Source organism: Leptospira hartskeerlii, assembly GCF_002811475.1.
GTDB classification, from domain to species: Bacteria; Spirochaetota; Leptospiria; order Leptospirales; family Leptospiraceae; genus Leptospira_B; species Leptospira_B hartskeerlii.
This window is the reverse complement of record NZ_NPDL01000006.1, coordinates 52,671-68,282: the sequence shown is the minus strand read 5'-3', so window position 1 is coordinate 68,282 and position 15,612 is coordinate 52,671. Positions and strand designations below refer to the sequence as shown.

Below are 15,612 nucleotides of genomic sequence, written 5' to 3'. Positions count from 1 at the left end.
CGGCTAAGCAATTCTGTCCGAATAGAAAGTGCATACGTACTGTATTAAAGAAGTATATAATAAGAAGGAAAACATAAGTATTGCTTCTTCCGCTATATTTCCTATAAAACTTCTATTTAAAAGTAGAACTAATATCGAAACGGAGATAAAGATCGTAGCGGATCTATATTCTATCAATTTCACTTTCCATTTTTCCCAGACCAGAAGTGGCTCTCCCTGTTCTGGCCAAAGTTTGGAGAGAGCAAACGCTGTTGGGAATAATAAAAATACGAATGCATGTATCCAAGAGATCCCACTGAAAATTACGGAAAAGAAGAATAGTCCGGATAGTACGAATCCTTCCGATGCACCTTTATACACTCTATATAAATAAGGACCTACAATTCCCAAACTTAAGATTCCGGAAATGATCTTTACGTGATTTACTGTTAACGTAGTAAATGGCATTCCGAATCGCCCTTGGTTTAACAGATCAGAATATGCTAAAAAGTATTTAGCCAAAGTAGAATTCAAACTTTGGTTATTCTTCCATGCACGCAAAGCCGGAGATTTAAGATACTTATCTAAAACTAAATCATACCAAGTTTGGTTCATCTTCCAAGTGAACTCTGGATTATATAATGCAGGTAGCGCGATCCAACCTAAAGCAAAGATAATCGTATAAACGATCACCATCGGCCTTTTTTTGTATAAGAAATAAAACAAGAATGCTGCAGGAGTGATCTTGATCACAATTGCGAGGGACAAAACAAGTCCAGACAACCAATCCTTTTGAGCGGAAACGGAGACCAAGATCAGGAATAAGAGTAAGAACCCGACTTGGTTATTGTTTTGATGATTCTCTACAAATCGTAGAGATAAAAGTAAGACCGCGGATAAGAATAAAAAGGATTTCTCTCTTCCTATAAGTTTCCCGATCAGCAATAAGCTTAAGATCAAAGCTATAAAGTTGATTGTGAAAAATATTCCGGAAGCGACTTCGAAAGGAAGGCCTGAAATTGGAATGAGCAAGAACGCAAAAGTAGGGGGATAAATATAGGAGCCTACATTCTCCACTTTTGCTTTGATCCTAAAGAACACTTCAGGATCGAATATCTGGTCTATCTTTAATTTGCCGCTTTCGAATTCTTGGACCACTTCAGACAACGCGTCCAGACTATATAGGTCCTTGCCTTGTTTGAAATTACGGGAAGCTTCGTAATAGTCTGAAAAATCGGAAGATTGTTCGGTGCGACTGAACCCGTTTGCGTAAAGAAAAGCTAAGAATAGAAAGAATACTAAAACAGGGCCGGACTTTTTGAGGTCGATCCGCATTCAGGTACTCTTTTCTGTCCGCCCGAAAAAGCCAAGAAATTAAAAATCGGTTCCCGAATTCTTCGGATCCAATTCATTGGAAGAATGGAATTCCAAGATCTGTCCGATTTTGATTTCGAACTTCCCGAAGAGCAGATCGCAAAATTTCCGGCGGCCAAAAGAGATAAAAGTAGGCTGCTTGTTTTAGGAAGGACCCAAAATTTTTTAAAAGAAGAAAGTGAATTTTCCAAAATACTAAACTATCTCCGTGAAGGAGATGTATTGGTAGCAAATGCAACCAGAGTTTCCAAACGAAGAGTATTCCTGATAACTAAAACTGGGAGAAGACATGAGGCAATGTTCCTTTCCGAATCAGAACCTGGGACTTGGAAAACTCTTACTAGAAATTCTAAAAAGCTGAAGTTAGGAGACATTGTCTCCGACGAGGCAACTGGAAAATTTCTTTTTTCAGTTGAACGAAAAGAAGAAGAATTTACAATCTTTCGATCAGAGACCCAACTCGATGAAAACTCATTTGAGATCATAGGTCGCACTCCTATTCCTCCGTACTTCAAAAGGGAAAGTACATCTGAGGACGACATACGTTACCAAACTGTGTATTCTAAAAACCTAGGCTCAGTTGCAGCTCCTACAGCGGGTTTACATTTTACTCCGGAACTATTAGAAGAACTGAAAAATCGGAACATAGAATTTCTAAAACTAGAATTGAAAGTAGGTTATGGAACATTTCAATCCTTGAATGAAGATCATTTTACGAATAAAAAATTGCATGAAGAAGAATTCGATCTTCCCATTGAGACTAAAAATGTTTTGGATTCCGCTAAGAAGAATGGCAAAAGGATCATTTCCGTTGGTACTACTACTCTAAGAGCATTAGAATCCGCTTACGATCCAAATACTAAAACTTTTCAATCAGGAGAAGGAAAAACAAGACTGTTTTTACAGCCGGAAGATTCTATACTGAGTTGCGAAGGTTTGATTACGAATTTTCACCTTCCTCAAAGTAGCTTACTTTTGTTAGTAAGCGCATTTGCAGAAAAAGAAAAAATACTGAGGGCTTACAAATTCGCAATAGAACAAAATTTTCGTTTTTTTTCCTACGGAGATTCTATGCTAATTTTGGATCCTGAAAAAGTCTGATCCGAACTTATTTAATTGAGGAATTCTAAGCCGAAACGAAAATGGGAAAGGTGTTAAAAAAGGTTCTTCCTTCCCAAACTGAAATTAGATTTAAAGCGGCAAAGCCGGCAAGATTGAACGGACTGCCTGACTTTTTAGTATTTCACAAGGAAGAGGTGAGAACATTCCGCCAAGCCCTGGGAAACCCCGGACTCTTCCGACATATTCTAATTACCGGTCCAGAGATAGAGGCAAACCTTCTACAATTCGGACAATACCTGGAAGAGATCGTAAAAGACCAACCGGTAGTCGCTGAACCAAATCCTACCTTACTTTCCTTGGCAGGTTTTCCTTTGGAGAATAAGTATAGGCCTGGAAAAATTTCAGAAGCGAACGGAGGACTTTTACTTCTTCCGATCAAACCATTTGTAGAAGATCCGGATCTTTATTATTTTCTAAAAGGTGTTCTTCTTACGGGCAAGATAGATTTTCTTTCTCTTCCGGAAGGATCAGATTCTAAAAATATCAATCGATTTCATCCTAGTATAGATTCCAGATTCAGGCTTATCCTAGTGGGAGAAGAAACAGAAGTGGATTCTATCTCCCAAATAGACGCCGACTTTTACGGGAGTTTTGATTTTAAAATTCACATGCCGTATGAGATCAGTTTGGAAAAATCTTGGCTTCCTGTTTTTTCGGGACTAGTTAAATCTTGGGAGAAGCCAGGGTATCCTCCTTTGGACCAAGCGGCTCTAGATTCACTTCTGGAACTTGCGCTCAGATGGAATGATAGCCAAACTAGACTTTCTTTACATCTTTCGGAACTTCGTTCTTTCGTGAGAGAAGTATTAGCATTTAATAATAAAGGCAAGAAGTCAGTGGGACGGGCAGAGATAGAAGCAGGCCCTTCTCTTATTCAAAAAAGAACCGCTATCCATAAAAGAAAATATATAGAAAATATCAAAGAAGGTCTTATCTCCGTTCCTCTCAAAGGAAAGAAAACAGGGCGGATCAACGGGCTTTCGGTAATTTTATTGCAGTCTTCTCTTTTGGATTTCGGACAGGTGAATCAAGTATCTGCCAGGGTTTCCTTGGGTTCCGGAAATCTGATCAATATAGAAAGAGAAGTAAATCTTTCAGGAAGCCTTCATGATAAGGGAGTGTTTATTCTACAGTCCTATATCAAAGGAATGTTCTCTCATACACAATCTTTCGGTCTGGATGCTTCTATTCTATTCGAGCAAAATAGTTCTCCGATTGATGGGGACTCAGCAAGCTGCGCTGAACTTTTGGCACTTCTTTCTGCTCTTTCCGGATTGGAGATACCTTGTAATATTGCGGTGACAGGTGCTCTTTCTCAGTACGGGGACATTCTTCCTGTGGGTTCTGTGAATACTAAGATACAGGCTTGGTTTGATGTGATCCGACTCACAGGTTCTACCCGAGATAAATATAAAATCTATATTCCGAAAGACAATATGAGAGATCTGAATCTTCCTCGTGAGATCCGTGAAAGTATGAAAAAGGGGAATTTCCAGATATTCTCCTGTTCTCACGTAGAAGATCTGATCCCGGATATTTTTGGAGTCCCGGCTGGTAGGATCTCCAAATCAGGCAAATATCCGAACGGTTCACTTTTTAGGATCATAGAAGAACGAATAGATCGCAAACGAGATGGCGAAGAGGCCTAACTCGCAAAAATAGCCGGTCGGTACTGATTTTTTCTCAGAATTCCTCTAATCAGTCTGCCCTGAAACGACCGATACTCTGTATAGAGTCATGAAACGCCGGGCGAACATCAATATTGAGTCTTCCTTGTTGGTAACCTTGGTTGCGAGTATGGGATTCTTAGTCAGTTTGGGAATTGGCCCTGTCAGGACCGGAGGTTTTTTAACCGATGAACCTGTCTTAAGAGAATTCATTCCCGACCAATTTACTTGGGAACCAAGCTCTGAACAGATCCGAGATCTGCCTGAGAGAGTAGGAGAAACCGGACCCAGCCTGGTTTAATTTCTTGCTCCGCTTCCCGGTCTGAAAATCCTATCAAGAAAGACCGGGAGTGTTCGATGTTTGGCAAAAGTTTAGATAATCTAAAACAAATGAACCAGATGCGGGTTCGTATGAAAAAATTGGAGAAGGAACTGGAGGCTCTGACCTTCGAGGGAAAATCCAAGAACGAATTGGTCATCTGCATTACCGACGGTAAACAAACCGTGCAAGAAATCCGTATCGAAGATTCTTTGCTTGCTAAAAACGATAAAAAACTACTTCAAAAAAGTATAAAGCAGGCTGTGAACCAATCCATGGAAGCAGCTCAGAAAGTTGCGGAAGAAAGAATGGGAGAATTCAAATCTCTTCTTTCCGGAATGCCTTAATTATAGGCCCTTATATTCGCTAAAAATTTTCTGTTTCGTCCGATTCCGAGAGAGTTTAAAGAATTCATGAGGGCAGATCGGACGAGAATCGGTAGACTCAGGAAGAACAATCGCCTCTTCTCCACCTTCGTCGTCATTCTCTGTAATTCCCAAAGATACCGAAATATCTCCTGATCTTTTCATCTCAGTATTGATCTGCAGAGAATATAGGTTTCCATCTATATTCTTTTTTAATAATACTAGTCTTCCAATAGCGCTCGAATTGGAGCGATCCGCTTTTACGAATTGGATCTGTCCTGGGTTCAATTCTCCTAACGGAGTAATTTCGGGTATTCTGAGTGGATCGTATAATTTTCTTAATACATCTCCGTCCGTTCCTGCCGCAGGAAATGGAAAAGATTGGATTGTCTTAGTAATATCTTGTAAGAACCCGGAGGCTCCGCTAGTATCCGTTCCGGATTGTGCAAATTCGGGAGAAACATCTCCTAAAGACTGCCATAAGAATGCAGGGTAAATTTTCATGAAGATCGCAGAGCCATCCGTTCCGACCGCGTCTTTAACATCTTGGGAAGAATTTATATAATTATCCGCGCTTGTTTTGAATAGATGGAATAATCCGGTTGCATCCGAGGCTCTATAACCTTTAGGACCTTGGACCCCAGTTCTAAAATATGAATTTCTAGAATCAGTGTCGCTTCCAGAAATCATATATAAGTATTTCATAAAGGAGTAGGCGAATGCATAGTCCACTAGTGAGTTAAATTTAGAACTTCCGAATATACTATTCCCATTCGCGCCCCTAGAGCAGGCGTTGGAATTCCTACCTCTATAACAATTGATCCGGTTAATTTGGGGAGAATATCCTGCGATATCGGCGGCAACTTCACTCGTCCCTTCATTGATCCAAGCCTCATCTCTTCCTCCACCTTGGCTCATGATCCTGGCCTCGTATTGGAATCGGATCAAATGTTGGTATTCGTGGGCGAGAGTCGCTAAGAATGTATCCGGTTTTCCCTGGGAAAGGTCCGAGTTACGGACTGTAACAAGCTCGACCCCATCCATATACACAATATTCGAATAATTAGAACGCACCGCATAACCGGAACTATCCGGAAAATAATCCACAGGATCGAAAAACCCAGCTACGAAAGAAGAACCTGTAGTGCTTCCGTCGTGTATATCGGATACTATGACTGCAACTTTTCCGTCTCCGTCTAGATCGTCTGAAAAGCCGAAAGCCTCGCCGAGTCTTGGATAAATTTTAGAATCGAATTCTTGAGAGATGTATTGGTAATCTAAAACTGATTCTAAACCGCTAGTCGCGTAGATGTTTACGTGGGAACCGGATGCTACTTTAGTCGTTTGCACACAACTGGAACTATTTTTTATAAGATTACGGATCCAGAATGTATTACCGCCGCCACAAGAACTAGATACTTTGGCTAATGAAAGTAGATCGTCTATACTAGGCTCTGTTTTATCCTGCGTGCCGAGTGCATCGTTACTTACCACGCAGTGTGAAAGTAAGAATATCAAACAAAACGAAATTACAAACGTATATAAAGATCTGCCTATCGGCATACAAAGGGACTTCCAAAAACCGTCTCCGGTCGAAACCTTCATGATCTTTCCTACCAAAAAAGGAAACTAGCTTTACGCCTTGGTCCTTTTTGTTAAGGTCAATAATTATTCAGGGTCGAATGGGAGCAAGGATCATTGGCTAAAAGGGTTCCGAAGATTTGGAAATTTTTTTCCAAAAAATTTCAATATATCGTAATTTTTTCGTTAGGATATAATTGCGGCTTTCGTCCTTCTCCCTTACAAAAAGATCCGATCCCAGGTCCACAAATCCCCGCATTTGATTCCATTCCGGATAGCGGAGAATATTTTTCCGAGATCAAAAAAATCCCAACCGGGTTTTATATCCGACAGGTATATCTAAATCATTCCAACAAAAAAGAAATGTTGATCAGTCAACTAACAGTGAGCGAATCTAAGAATTGGGAAGAAACAAGGTTCGAAGGAAAACTAAATTTAGACGAATCAGGAAAATTTTTTAGGTTTCGTCCCAGACTTTGTAGGATGTTCACAAGTAAAAATCCAGGAGATCGTTGGACATTAACAAGGGCATACGAATGTGATCATTTCGAATTTCTAATATGGAAATCAGGTCCGGAAAATATTCGTTTAACTCCCGGTCCCGAAGGAGAAGAAGAGGGGATTCTTCTCCAAAAATCCAAATCTTCTAATGTTTCTCAAATTTCTGCGATCATACTAAAAACGGATCCGACTATCACAAGTATTTGGGGGATCCGTCTTTCTCGGGTGAGAAAAGGTGCCAAGGCTATATTAGAAAAACAAGATGGACAAAAGAGGGAATTGAATTCTTTAAAAACCGTCGAAACTACCGGCGAGATCAAAACCGAAAAATCAAATCAAGCTCAACCTGGGGATATGATCTTATACACAAATCCCGGAGAAGCGAGACCTCTCGCCTTATAATTAATCTAGTCCGTTTTCCGAATTTAAGATCTTACGTAGGCCAGGTATGATCTTTACATAGGGTTGGATCTTTCTAAAATCGGAAATTTCTTTTGCAGAAACATCTGAATTATCTAGTTGTAGGTGGAACAGGTTTGTAAGACCATATAGGGGACTTAAGTCCTTCACTTGGGTTCCACCCAAATATAATTCCATTAATTTTGTACAATTCTCTAAAGGCCTTAGGTCTGTGATCTTAGTATTTTTTAGTTGCAAGTGCCTAACGCTGCAACCAGGTCCTAAAAATCCCAGATTGGAAATTTTAGAATCAGTCAGTTCTATTCTAGTCAATCTATTCCAATACAGATAATTTTTCAGATCTTGGTCGCTTATCTCCGTTTGGTTGAGCACCAGGCTGTCCAGTTTTGCAAACCGATTTAGAGGAGAAAGATCTCTTACAAAAGATCCGGATAAATGGACATATCTGAGTTTAGGAAGTTCAGGTAAACTTTCCAATGATTTTATATCTTTAGAATTTAGTTCCAGGATTTCTAATCCGGAGAATGGGGACAGGTCTCTCCAAGTAAGATTGTCTTCGAATCCCAACCATCTAATATCTTTAGGATAGTTACCTAAGATCTCACCTTCAGAATTCCGTACGGAGATAAGATGATTCGATTGGGAACAGGCGAATAAGAAATAGAGGACTAGAAAAATTTTCCTCATAAGATCGAATCTATTTTATGGCGGAGTTCCTACAAGCGCTTTAAAAAACGATTATCATCCTTTGATCCACAGCTTGGAATTCCAACGGGAATCGGGTTGACATCTGCCTCCTTTTTACAGCAAGATAAGATTCGAAGCTGATCCGAATGGAAGAAGATAAAAAATCCGCCTCTCGAAATACCAAACAAAAGGGCGAGATCCTGAGAGTCATCCGTGACGCAAAAGGTCCTCTTTCGGTAAAGGAAATCCACGATATCTCTAAAAAATCCATACAGAATATAGGGATCGCCACCGTATACAGGTCGGTGAATCATTTGTTGGAATCAGGTTCAATCCATGAGATCCAATTGCCTGGAGAATCTTCCCGCTTTGAGATCAGTCATCTGGACCATCATCATCATTTCCATTGTAAACTTTGTGATCGAGTTTTTGATGTAGAGATCTGTCCTTTCCCTATGGAAAATCTTCCTAAGGGGTTTACATTAGATTCTCATGAAATTATATTGTACGGCGTTTGTTCCGAATGTAACCACTCTTCAAAATGAATCAAAAAAAACTGAAATTTAAAATACTCTACTTAAGCATTCTATTTATCGCGTTATTTTCCTTTATAGATCGTGTCGTATTGGAAAATCTGCTTTTTGGATTTCCGAACGAACTAGAATGGGATACCTCTCCTTGGTTCAACTTCTTGGAAAAAAGAAGAAGGATCCAATTTTCCGAAAATGAAAAAGGTGCACTGATAGTAGGAAGTAGTGTGGCTCTTTATTCTTCTTTACCGGAAAGAATGAACGAGAGACTGAAAAACGCGTCGATCCGTACGGAGTTTTATTCTCACCCGGCTCTCACACCTTCTGATCTTTATTTTTATAAGGAAGATATAACTTCTAAAAAGCCCAAACTTGTATTTTTTGTTTTGAATCCAGCGGATCTTCAATTGGATTTTCTGATCACAGAAAAAGAGAACGAAAACAGATTGGCCCAATACAAACAAAATCTGCTCTACCAAGAAAAGTCCATTATAGACTTTCAGAATTTAGAATATTCTGAAAAAGCCTTAGATGATGTTTCCGCAAAAACAAGGCACCAAAACAGGATGATCTATCCTGCCCAATATCTAAGAGAGAAGTATAAAGACATTCTGAAAACCGGCAAATCAGCTTTCTTATCTCTTCTTTCCAGGTCTTTGTTCTTGGTAGTCCGATACAGAAGTTTTTTGTATGATCCGATGGACGCTTGGATCGAAAACCATCTCAGAAGTGGGAGATCCTACCATTATTATACGGGAATTATCCCTGAAGAAGGTATCTATCTAAGAGGATGGGCCAAACCTGAGTTCTCGATCGATTGCGAATTGAAAAATGGAAACTTCGAAGAGAGTGTATTCTTCCAAGACAAAGGAACTACTTTAAAAATTTGGGGAGAAGGTAAATCCATCCTATTCGATAAAACTTTTCCAAAATCAGGTTGGCATACAATCCAATTTAAAGTTCCGGAAAAGTCGGATAGAACCAAACTCAGAATTGTTTCCGATAAAAAGATCTCTTCTTTGCAAGTAGACGCAAGGATTTTCGGAACAGAAGAAATTTATGGGATCAGACTTTCTCAAAACTTTTGCAGAAATGAGATCAGAAAACATATCTCTTATATTCGAATTCCAGGCTTAGATGATTCTAGAATTTCTAAAATGGACGATACAACTTATTCCAAAGATTATGCGGAAAGGATCTATGGATATAAAGGAGAAAGTTCCAAAATGTCTAGACTTGTCACTCTTAGAATGGCAAAGATCAAATTAGCCTCTTCTCCTAAATTCTTTGTTTGGTCTGAGTTGGAATATCTGAAAAAAGGGATAGAGTATCTGGAATCTAAAGGTATCCAAGTCGTTATAGTAAATTCTCCTGAAAATCCTATCGAAAGAGAAGTATATGAATCTAGTCCTTGGTATAAAGGATACATTTCTTATTTGGAAGGTTTAGGGAAAGATAAGTATAAATTCAAAAACGCAATCGCTGATTTTGATGATAAAAGATCTTTTTTCGATCCCCATCATTTGACATACCAAGCTTCCGAAAAAGCTTCAGATCTATATGCGGATTGGATCTTAGAAACATTAACAGAAAAATAAATGTTCGAATTCATTTCTAAAATTTTTCAGAATGAGAAACTTAAGTCAGAGTGGATCAATGTTTTAGGAAATCCTAAACTAGTTACCGTTATTTTTATCATTTTGTATTCCTTTTCCTCTTTTTGCGTTTGGAAGAAATACTCTTGGAGCCCGAGTTCGCAAATAAATTTCGGTAAAGAATTCGCCGACCAAAACAAAGAGCAAACTCCTCCGGGTGCAATCGTTTTCTTAGGAGAGGAGGGGAATCTCGGTGCTGGTTATGACGGGCAGATCTTTTATTATTATTCTAGAATGTTATCCGGCTTTAGCTTGGATTGGCCGAATGGTTTCGAGACCAGTTTCAGAGCGCCCCGAATAGGTTATCCGCTTTTAGTTTCTCCATTCGGTTGGTTCGGGATGAATGCGACCATCTTCGGGATGTACATTCTGAATTTGGGGATCTTCTACCTTTCTTACCTTGCTATCCGAGACTTATTACCGGATCCTAAAAAGTATTTAAGCGCATTCTATTTACTTTCTCCATTTGCTCTGGGGAGTTATATCTTACTTGTATCCGACACGGTGATGATGGGCCTAAGTATCTTAGCATACTGGTCTTATATTAGAAAAAGGTTTATAATCTTCTCCTTATTTGCCGGTCTCGCAATACTCACAAAAGAACAGGCAATCTTTTTATTTTTCCCTTTGGGACTAATGACATTGTTTCAAAAGGAATATAGAAAAAGTATCTGGGTGGCTTCTTCTTTACTCCTTCCTGGGGCTTGGAGCATTTATCTAAGGACACAATTCCCGGAATGGACCCCGGGAAGTTTAGGCCATTTTTTTGATCCATTCGGAGGACTTTTAGGATATTTCGGGGAACTCCAACAGGCTATAGTTTCAGGGGATCTAAATCTTATCCTATTGGTCAAAAAATTCTCCAGATTACCTTTGGTACTTCTTCTTTTATCCGGGACCTATCTGCTATTCAGAGGTGATTGGAAAAAGGGCCTGGTATTTAGGATTGGCTTTGGAATTCTTTTATTAACCGCGTATGCGGGAGGTTATATTCTCTATTGGGCTACCTATGAGAATGTTTCGAGAATGTTTACATTCAGCCTTCCTTTATTAATTCTTTGGGAAAAAGAAGACGATACGATTCCAAGCGGAACCTATTGGGTCCTAACAGGCATTATTCTAGTTTCGTTTTTAATAAAATTGGCATTCGTTTCTAAAGTTTTACGTCACTTGATCTGGTAATTACGACCCTGATTCATATCCTTGTTTTTTTGCAAACAAGTCTGCAAAAATTTTCTTAGACTTGATTCTTCTTATAAAAGAATTATAATGGCCGTTATTGTAGGTCCGCTGTTCAGAAATCCGCACGTGTCATTGTAATCAGATCGGTGAAATCCGAGCTTTGCTTCTCTTAGAAACCCTGCTATCTACGATTTTACCATCATTCAAATCAATCCCGCTGTTCTTAAAGAGTGTTACGGTCTTATGGAAGGCGAATTGGTCTCCCGTTTGCGAGTCGGAAGCTACCTAAATTTTTTGTTCGAGGAAAGCATGCAGAATCGCAAACTCTTTGTAGGAAATCTTAATTACTCCGTTCGCCAGCAGGAAATCAGTGACCTGTTCTCCAACTACGGAGAAGTAGCTTATGCAAAAGTAATTGAAGGTAAAGGATTCGGATTCGTAGAAATGGCTAGCGAAGAGCAAGCCGAAAACGCGAAGAATAGTCTAAACGGAACTGAGTTCAAAGGTAGAACTTTGAATATCGATATTGCTAAACCACAGACTTTCAACAAACCAAGAAGACATTAAGATCTTTCTCGGGGAAGTAGGCGATTAAACGCCTACTTCTTCTTCTTCGTCCTCGTTCTCTTCTTCTACGCTTAAAAGTTCTAGGAGTTCTTTATAGGCTCTGTCTTTTTCTAGAACGCCAGTTTTCTTAATCGCTTTTTTAAGAACATCGTCCCATTTTTTCTGTGGAAGGATCATTTGCATCTCTTCCAAAACTTCCAGAATATTGATATCGTCTTTTGTATTAAAGATCTCAGTAGCGTCGTAACGGAATAGTCCGGAAAGCTGATCGATAAAATCGCCGACTCCGTTTCCGCCTCCGCGTTTATCTAGGGCCTCTTGTTTTTTTTGCGCTTTGCGGAGATCTCTTTCTCGTCTCTCCAATTCGGTCCGTTTCATAAGAACCCTCTCTTATCGGCTATACCTGCCATATTTTCGAACCCAACTCACGGGCAAAGAAAAAACCCTAAAGAATTTTGGGAGAAAAACTCATATTGGCTGCCGATCTGGCGGAAGTTTAGGTTTGATTTGCAAGAATCTCCATTTTAAAACGAGAGAATTCAGTAGAACCACTCCAAACTTTCATTCCTATAGAATTAGACCTGGACTAAATGGAAATTCTTTCCGAAGAACCCTGGTTTTGGGCTTTTTTCGTACGAACGTTTGTAAAAAAGAAGAAACGTTCCCTTTTAGCGAGGACCCATTGAGGACTTAGGGATCCTATATTCTTTTTGGATCCTTTGGTTGGCAGCTATTAGACTTTCCTTATCCAAAACAATATCCGTTCCATCATCTAATAAAATTGTAATATATCTAGACTTGGAAGATTTCACTTCATTGGAAATGTCTTGGATAGATCGAACTGGTTTTCCGTTTACTTGATCTACTAGTCTTCCGGAAACTTCATGATAACCCTGATTGGATTCATCCGGAATCACTTGAGAAAGTAATACGAATTTACCTTCTTTTTTGTCGCCTGTGCTGAACTTATGATAATCGAAAGTGTATAGAAGTTTGCGATCTACTTTAGATCTCCAATCTTTTCCCCATTCCAAAAGATAACCTTCTGAAAGTTCTACAAATAAGAAGCCACCATCGAAATAGTATTCGGATTTTGATCCAAGATTTCTATGGGGAATTCGAATAGAAGAATAAGGAAATGGTTTTAAAGTGAGTCGGACTTCTTCTTCTTTGCCGGATCGGATGATTTTGACTGGGATTTGTTTTCCGATTTGGTACCCGAATTCGTCTCCCAAATGAGCTATATAAGATAGAACCTGTTTGCCGTATTTTGGATGTTGGAAATATCCTTTCGAATCAATCTTTTTGCCGCCGAATTCAAGTACCACATCACCGATCTTTAATATTCCATCCGCGGAACTATCAGGTAAGATTTCCGCTACCAAGATGCCTTGGTCTTTTGTTTTGAGGGAATAATAATCCTTAGTGGCCTTGTCCATGATCGGTCTATAACGAAAACCTTTAAAAGGGATCTCAGTTTTACCAAAATCTCCCAAAAATTTGCTAATCAAAAAAGAAGGAATTGCTCTGCCTGAGTTTTTATCTCCGGAGAAGTCGAAAAGTATTCCGCTTACTTTTCCTTTTTCTAATAGAACTTCTCCGTTACCGTTTAATGTTTCAGTAGAGTTCACATCCAATACAGGAAGTTCTACCATTCCTTGGGGATATTGATCCAGATCCATACTGATCAAAGCGCCGGAAGCGGATTGGATAGAACCTGAATTGTCCAATTGGTAGATGGAAACCTGTCTAGGATAATCTATCTCTTTTTGGAATTCAAAAGGGATCAGATCTTTGAAGAAGTTCTCTTCTTCTATTTTTAATAATGCTAGGTCGGATTCCGGATCTTGTCTCGCTACAGTTGCCTTTGTCTCCGCATAAGAAGAATGTTTTTTAACTTCTATTAACGTGGAGTGGGTAAGTAGATGAGCAGGGAGTAAGATCTTTTCGCCAGGGACGACGATTCCTACACCTCTTCTTACCTTTGGATTTTTCTTTTTCCAAGGATTGAAATAGTCAGGTTCTTGGTAGGAGATCTTTATTTGTACTATACTCTTTTTGTATTCTTCTTCCACTTTTGCTTGGGACGCGACTCCATTTGGAACGGTCTTAGAGGAAGACTTTGGCTTTTTAGCGGATAATCCGGAACTGAAAACACAAATGCTTAGGATGATTAGAAGGATCTTGGATTTCACGTATTACTCCAAACCGTAGGTGCTTCTGATCTGGGAATCCGCCTTTTGGGTTTCCTCTCGATCCAAGATCAATGGAAGATCAATATTCAGAAATTTTAATTTTAAGAATTTAGACTTGGATTCGGAGATAATTCTTTTCAGGTCTGCCAAACTATTGATCGCTTCTCCGTTGACTGATTCTAAAACCAGATTCAGGAAATAATCGGAAGATGAATTTACCGGATGAGCCAATTTTCTGTATAGAACCACATCCGCTTTTTTGGTCCTGCCTATTCCATCTTCTATAAAATAATCGTATCTGTATAAGAACTGGCTGCCGCCGGAAGTGCTACCACTTCTACTCCAAGCTCCCAGAAGATCTCTAGACATTTCTTGGAATAATAATCCACCGATCATGGAATAATCAAACGGTGTATCGTACCTGTTTCTCATAAAATCGAAATCAGGCATTCTTTTGGCTTTGAATTCCACATCGATCAGTTTGCCGTTACGGAATACCTTAAATCGGATCGGCTCTCCGGAATATTTATCATCTACTGTTTCCGTAAAATCTACCCTAGCGTCCTTGTCCAAGGTAATGGTCCCATTTCTTCCGATTGTAAGACCGTCTATCTCGGTCAGATAATCTCCCTCTTTCAGATAACCATCAGCGGAACCGTTTGGAAGTATCCTAGTTACAAATACACCTTCTAAACCGTCCGGGATACCTTTGGCTTTCCTGAGAGAAGTATTAAAAGAATTGAATGTTCCGATCCCAAGTTCCACGTAACCGTCGTATCTTCCGTCTTCTATATCTTTCAGAAAATGGTGGATCACTTTGGTAGGGATCAGGTAGCCTATATTCTCCCCTTTGGTTGCGACTTGGAAAGCGACTCCCACCACCTTATTATTTTGGATGGCGGGTCCTCCGGAATTCCCCGGGTTGATCGCAGCATCTACTTGCAATACCAAGTGACTGTCTACGGAAGAATGCTCGTATTTGGATTGTTCTTTTCTGGAAACGATCCCTCTGGTTACCGAGACCTTATTTCCTCCGATAGGATATCCTACAACGATGAGGGAAGAATTCAGTTCAGGGATTTCTCCCAGGCTTAAATCTGTGGAATCCTTGTAAAATTCCGGATCTTCCGCTTCTAAAACCGCTAAGTCGCAATCGTGTGCTACATGTAGGATCTTAACCCTGTACCATTCTGTCTGGTTGTATCTCTGTACCTGAACGTACTTTGCGTTTGAGATTACATGAGCATTTGTTAATATTCTTTTATTACCGATCAGGAATCCGGTGCCTGAACTTGCACGAACTCCGTCAGTAGCCCAAGGGGTAAATGCGCTGAATGCTTGGGAATAGACCTTGATCTGCACGACTGCTTTTCGCACATGATCGAAATCGCTTCTTTCTTCCGAGAAGAGAGGAAAATGAATGGAGAATGCTAGTAAGATCAGACCGGATTTCAGGATCTGCATAAGA

At 39.7% G+C, this 15,612-nt stretch carries 15 protein-coding genes; 9 read left to right on the top strand and 6 right to left on the bottom strand.

The features are described from left to right. Positions 1 to 3 precede the first annotated feature (3 nt). Complete coding sequence (locus CH352_RS12165; RefSeq protein WP_100707521.1) at positions 4 to 1,314, bottom strand: glycosyltransferase family 87 protein; 1,311 nt, start codon at positions 1,312 to 1,314, stop codon at positions 4 to 6. A gap of 84 nt (positions 1,315 to 1,398) precedes the next feature. Here CH352_RS12165 and queA point away from each other — a divergent pair, with 84 nt between their 5' ends. The 4 genes from queA to CH352_RS12145 all read left to right on the top strand — a co-directional run bounded on the left by queA (position 1,399) and on the right by CH352_RS12145 (position 4,808). Further along, positions 1,399 to 2,454, top strand: coding sequence for a tRNA preQ1(34) S-adenosylmethionine ribosyltransferase-isomerase QueA (queA, locus tag CH352_RS12160; protein ID WP_100707522.1), 1,056 nt, complete (start codon positions 1,399 to 1,401; stop codon positions 2,452 to 2,454). Positions 2,455 to 2,504: 50 nt separating this feature from the next. Continuing rightward, a complete protein-coding gene (locus tag CH352_RS12155; protein WP_100707593.1) occupies positions 2,505 to 4,124 on the top strand; it encodes a S16 family serine protease in 1,620 nt (539 codons plus the stop codon). Between the two features lie 88 nt (positions 4,125 to 4,212). Continuing rightward, positions 4,213 to 4,443, top strand: a complete 231-nt coding sequence (locus tag CH352_RS12150) for a hypothetical protein (protein ID WP_100707523.1) — start codon at positions 4,213 to 4,215, stop codon at positions 4,441 to 4,443. Between the two features lie 56 nt (positions 4,444 to 4,499). Continuing rightward, a complete protein-coding gene (locus CH352_RS12145; protein WP_100707524.1) occupies positions 4,500 to 4,808 on the top strand; it encodes a YbaB/EbfC family nucleoid-associated protein in 309 nt (102 codons plus the stop codon). Here the strand turns inward: CH352_RS12145 and CH352_RS12140 are convergent, their stop codons facing one another. Further along, positions 4,809 to 6,431 (bottom strand): peptidase M30, encoded by a 1,623-nt coding sequence (locus CH352_RS12140; RefSeq protein WP_100707525.1) that lies wholly within the window; start codon positions 6,429 to 6,431, stop codon positions 4,809 to 4,811. It abuts the gene before it with no gap. Between the two features lie 93 nt (positions 6,432 to 6,524). Here CH352_RS12140 and CH352_RS12135 point away from each other — a divergent pair, with 93 nt between their 5' ends. Next, positions 6,525 to 7,310, top strand: coding sequence for a hypothetical protein (locus tag CH352_RS12135; protein ID WP_100707526.1), 786 nt, complete (start codon positions 6,525 to 6,527; stop codon positions 7,308 to 7,310). Here CH352_RS12135 and CH352_RS12130 read toward each other — a convergent pair whose 3' ends face one another. After that, positions 7,311 to 8,015 (bottom strand): leucine-rich repeat domain-containing protein, encoded by a 705-nt coding sequence (locus CH352_RS12130; protein ID WP_100707527.1) that lies wholly within the window; start codon positions 8,013 to 8,015, stop codon positions 7,311 to 7,313. It lies immediately after the preceding gene. Positions 8,016 to 8,161: 146 nt separating this feature from the next. Here CH352_RS12130 and CH352_RS12125 point away from each other — a divergent pair, with 146 nt between their 5' ends. The 4 genes from CH352_RS12125 to CH352_RS12110 all read left to right on the top strand — a co-directional run bounded on the left by CH352_RS12125 (position 8,162) and on the right by CH352_RS12110 (position 11,949). Then, positions 8,162 to 8,560, top strand: a complete 399-nt coding sequence (locus tag CH352_RS12125) for a Fur family transcriptional regulator (RefSeq protein ID WP_100707528.1) — start codon at positions 8,162 to 8,164, stop codon at positions 8,558 to 8,560. Next, positions 8,557 to 10,143: a hypothetical protein gene (locus CH352_RS12120; protein WP_100707529.1), complete on the top strand. Its 1,587-nt coding sequence runs from the start codon at positions 8,557 to 8,559 to the stop codon at positions 10,141 to 10,143. Before CH352_RS12125 ends, CH352_RS12120 begins: the two co-directional genes overlap by 4 nt. Continuing rightward, on the top strand, positions 10,144 to 11,382 hold the full coding sequence (locus CH352_RS12115) for an AZOBR_p60025 family cell surface glycopolymer formation protein (RefSeq protein WP_100707530.1): 1,239 nt from the start codon (positions 10,144 to 10,146) through the stop codon (positions 11,380 to 11,382). 309 nt (positions 11,383 to 11,691) lie between these two features. After that, positions 11,692 to 11,949: an RNA recognition motif domain-containing protein gene (locus tag CH352_RS12110; RefSeq protein ID WP_008589002.1), complete on the top strand. Its 258-nt coding sequence runs from the start codon at positions 11,692 to 11,694 to the stop codon at positions 11,947 to 11,949. A gap of 24 nt (positions 11,950 to 11,973) precedes the next feature. Here the strand turns inward: CH352_RS12110 and CH352_RS12105 are convergent, their stop codons facing one another. The 3 genes from CH352_RS12105 to CH352_RS12090 all read right to left on the bottom strand — a co-directional run bounded on the left by CH352_RS12105 (position 11,974) and on the right by CH352_RS12090 (position 15,608). Further along, a complete protein-coding gene (locus CH352_RS12105) occupies positions 11,974 to 12,327 on the bottom strand; it encodes an LB_289 family protein (RefSeq protein ID WP_100707531.1) in 354 nt (117 codons plus the stop codon). A 290-nt stretch (positions 12,328 to 12,617) separates the two neighbouring features. Then, positions 12,618 to 14,144, bottom strand: a complete 1,527-nt coding sequence (locus CH352_RS12095) for a S1C family serine protease (RefSeq protein ID WP_100707533.1) — start codon at positions 14,142 to 14,144, stop codon at positions 12,618 to 12,620. Positions 14,145 to 14,147: 3 nt separating this feature from the next. Beyond that, a complete protein-coding gene (locus tag CH352_RS12090) occupies positions 14,148 to 15,608 on the bottom strand; it encodes a S1C family serine protease (protein WP_100707534.1) in 1,461 nt (486 codons plus the stop codon). Positions 15,609 to 15,612: the final 4 nt, after the last annotated feature.

What these genes read in the sequence shown, in the direction of transcription:
- CH352_RS12165 (WP_100707521.1), bottom strand. Translation starts at nt 1,314, where the DNA reads ATGCGGATCGACCTCAAAAAGTCCGGCCCTGTTTTAGTATTCTTTCTA.
- CH352_RS12120 (WP_100707529.1), top strand. Translation starts at nt 8,557, where the DNA reads ATGAATCAAAAAAAACTGAAATTTAAAATACTCTACTTAAGCATTCTA.
- CH352_RS12145 (WP_100707524.1), top strand. Translation starts at nt 4,500, where the DNA reads ATGTTTGGCAAAAGTTTAGATAATCTAAAACAAATGAACCAGATGCGG.
- CH352_RS12090 (WP_100707534.1), bottom strand. Translation starts at nt 15,608, where the DNA reads ATGCAGATCCTGAAATCCGGTCTGATCTTACTAGCATTCTCCATTCAT.
- CH352_RS12150 (WP_100707523.1), top strand. Translation starts at nt 4,213, where the DNA reads ATGAAACGCCGGGCGAACATCAATATTGAGTCTTCCTTGTTGGTAACC.
- CH352_RS12130 (WP_100707527.1), bottom strand. Translation starts at nt 8,015, where the DNA reads ATGAGGAAAATTTTTCTAGTCCTCTATTTCTTATTCGCCTGTTCCCAA.
- CH352_RS12140 (WP_100707525.1), bottom strand. Translation starts at nt 6,431, where the DNA reads ATGAAGGTTTCGACCGGAGACGGTTTTTGGAAGTCCCTTTGTATGCCG.
- CH352_RS12115 (WP_100707530.1), top strand. Translation starts at nt 10,144, where the DNA reads ATGTTCGAATTCATTTCTAAAATTTTTCAGAATGAGAAACTTAAGTCA.
- queA (WP_100707522.1), top strand. Translation starts at nt 1,399, where the DNA reads ATGGAATTCCAAGATCTGTCCGATTTTGATTTCGAACTTCCCGAAGAG.
- CH352_RS12110 (WP_008589002.1), top strand. Translation starts at nt 11,692, where the DNA reads ATGCAGAATCGCAAACTCTTTGTAGGAAATCTTAATTACTCCGTTCGC.
- CH352_RS12125 (WP_100707528.1), top strand. Translation starts at nt 8,162, where the DNA reads ATGGAAGAAGATAAAAAATCCGCCTCTCGAAATACCAAACAAAAGGGC.
- CH352_RS12105 (WP_100707531.1), bottom strand. Translation starts at nt 12,327, where the DNA reads ATGAAACGGACCGAATTGGAGAGACGAGAAAGAGATCTCCGCAAAGCG.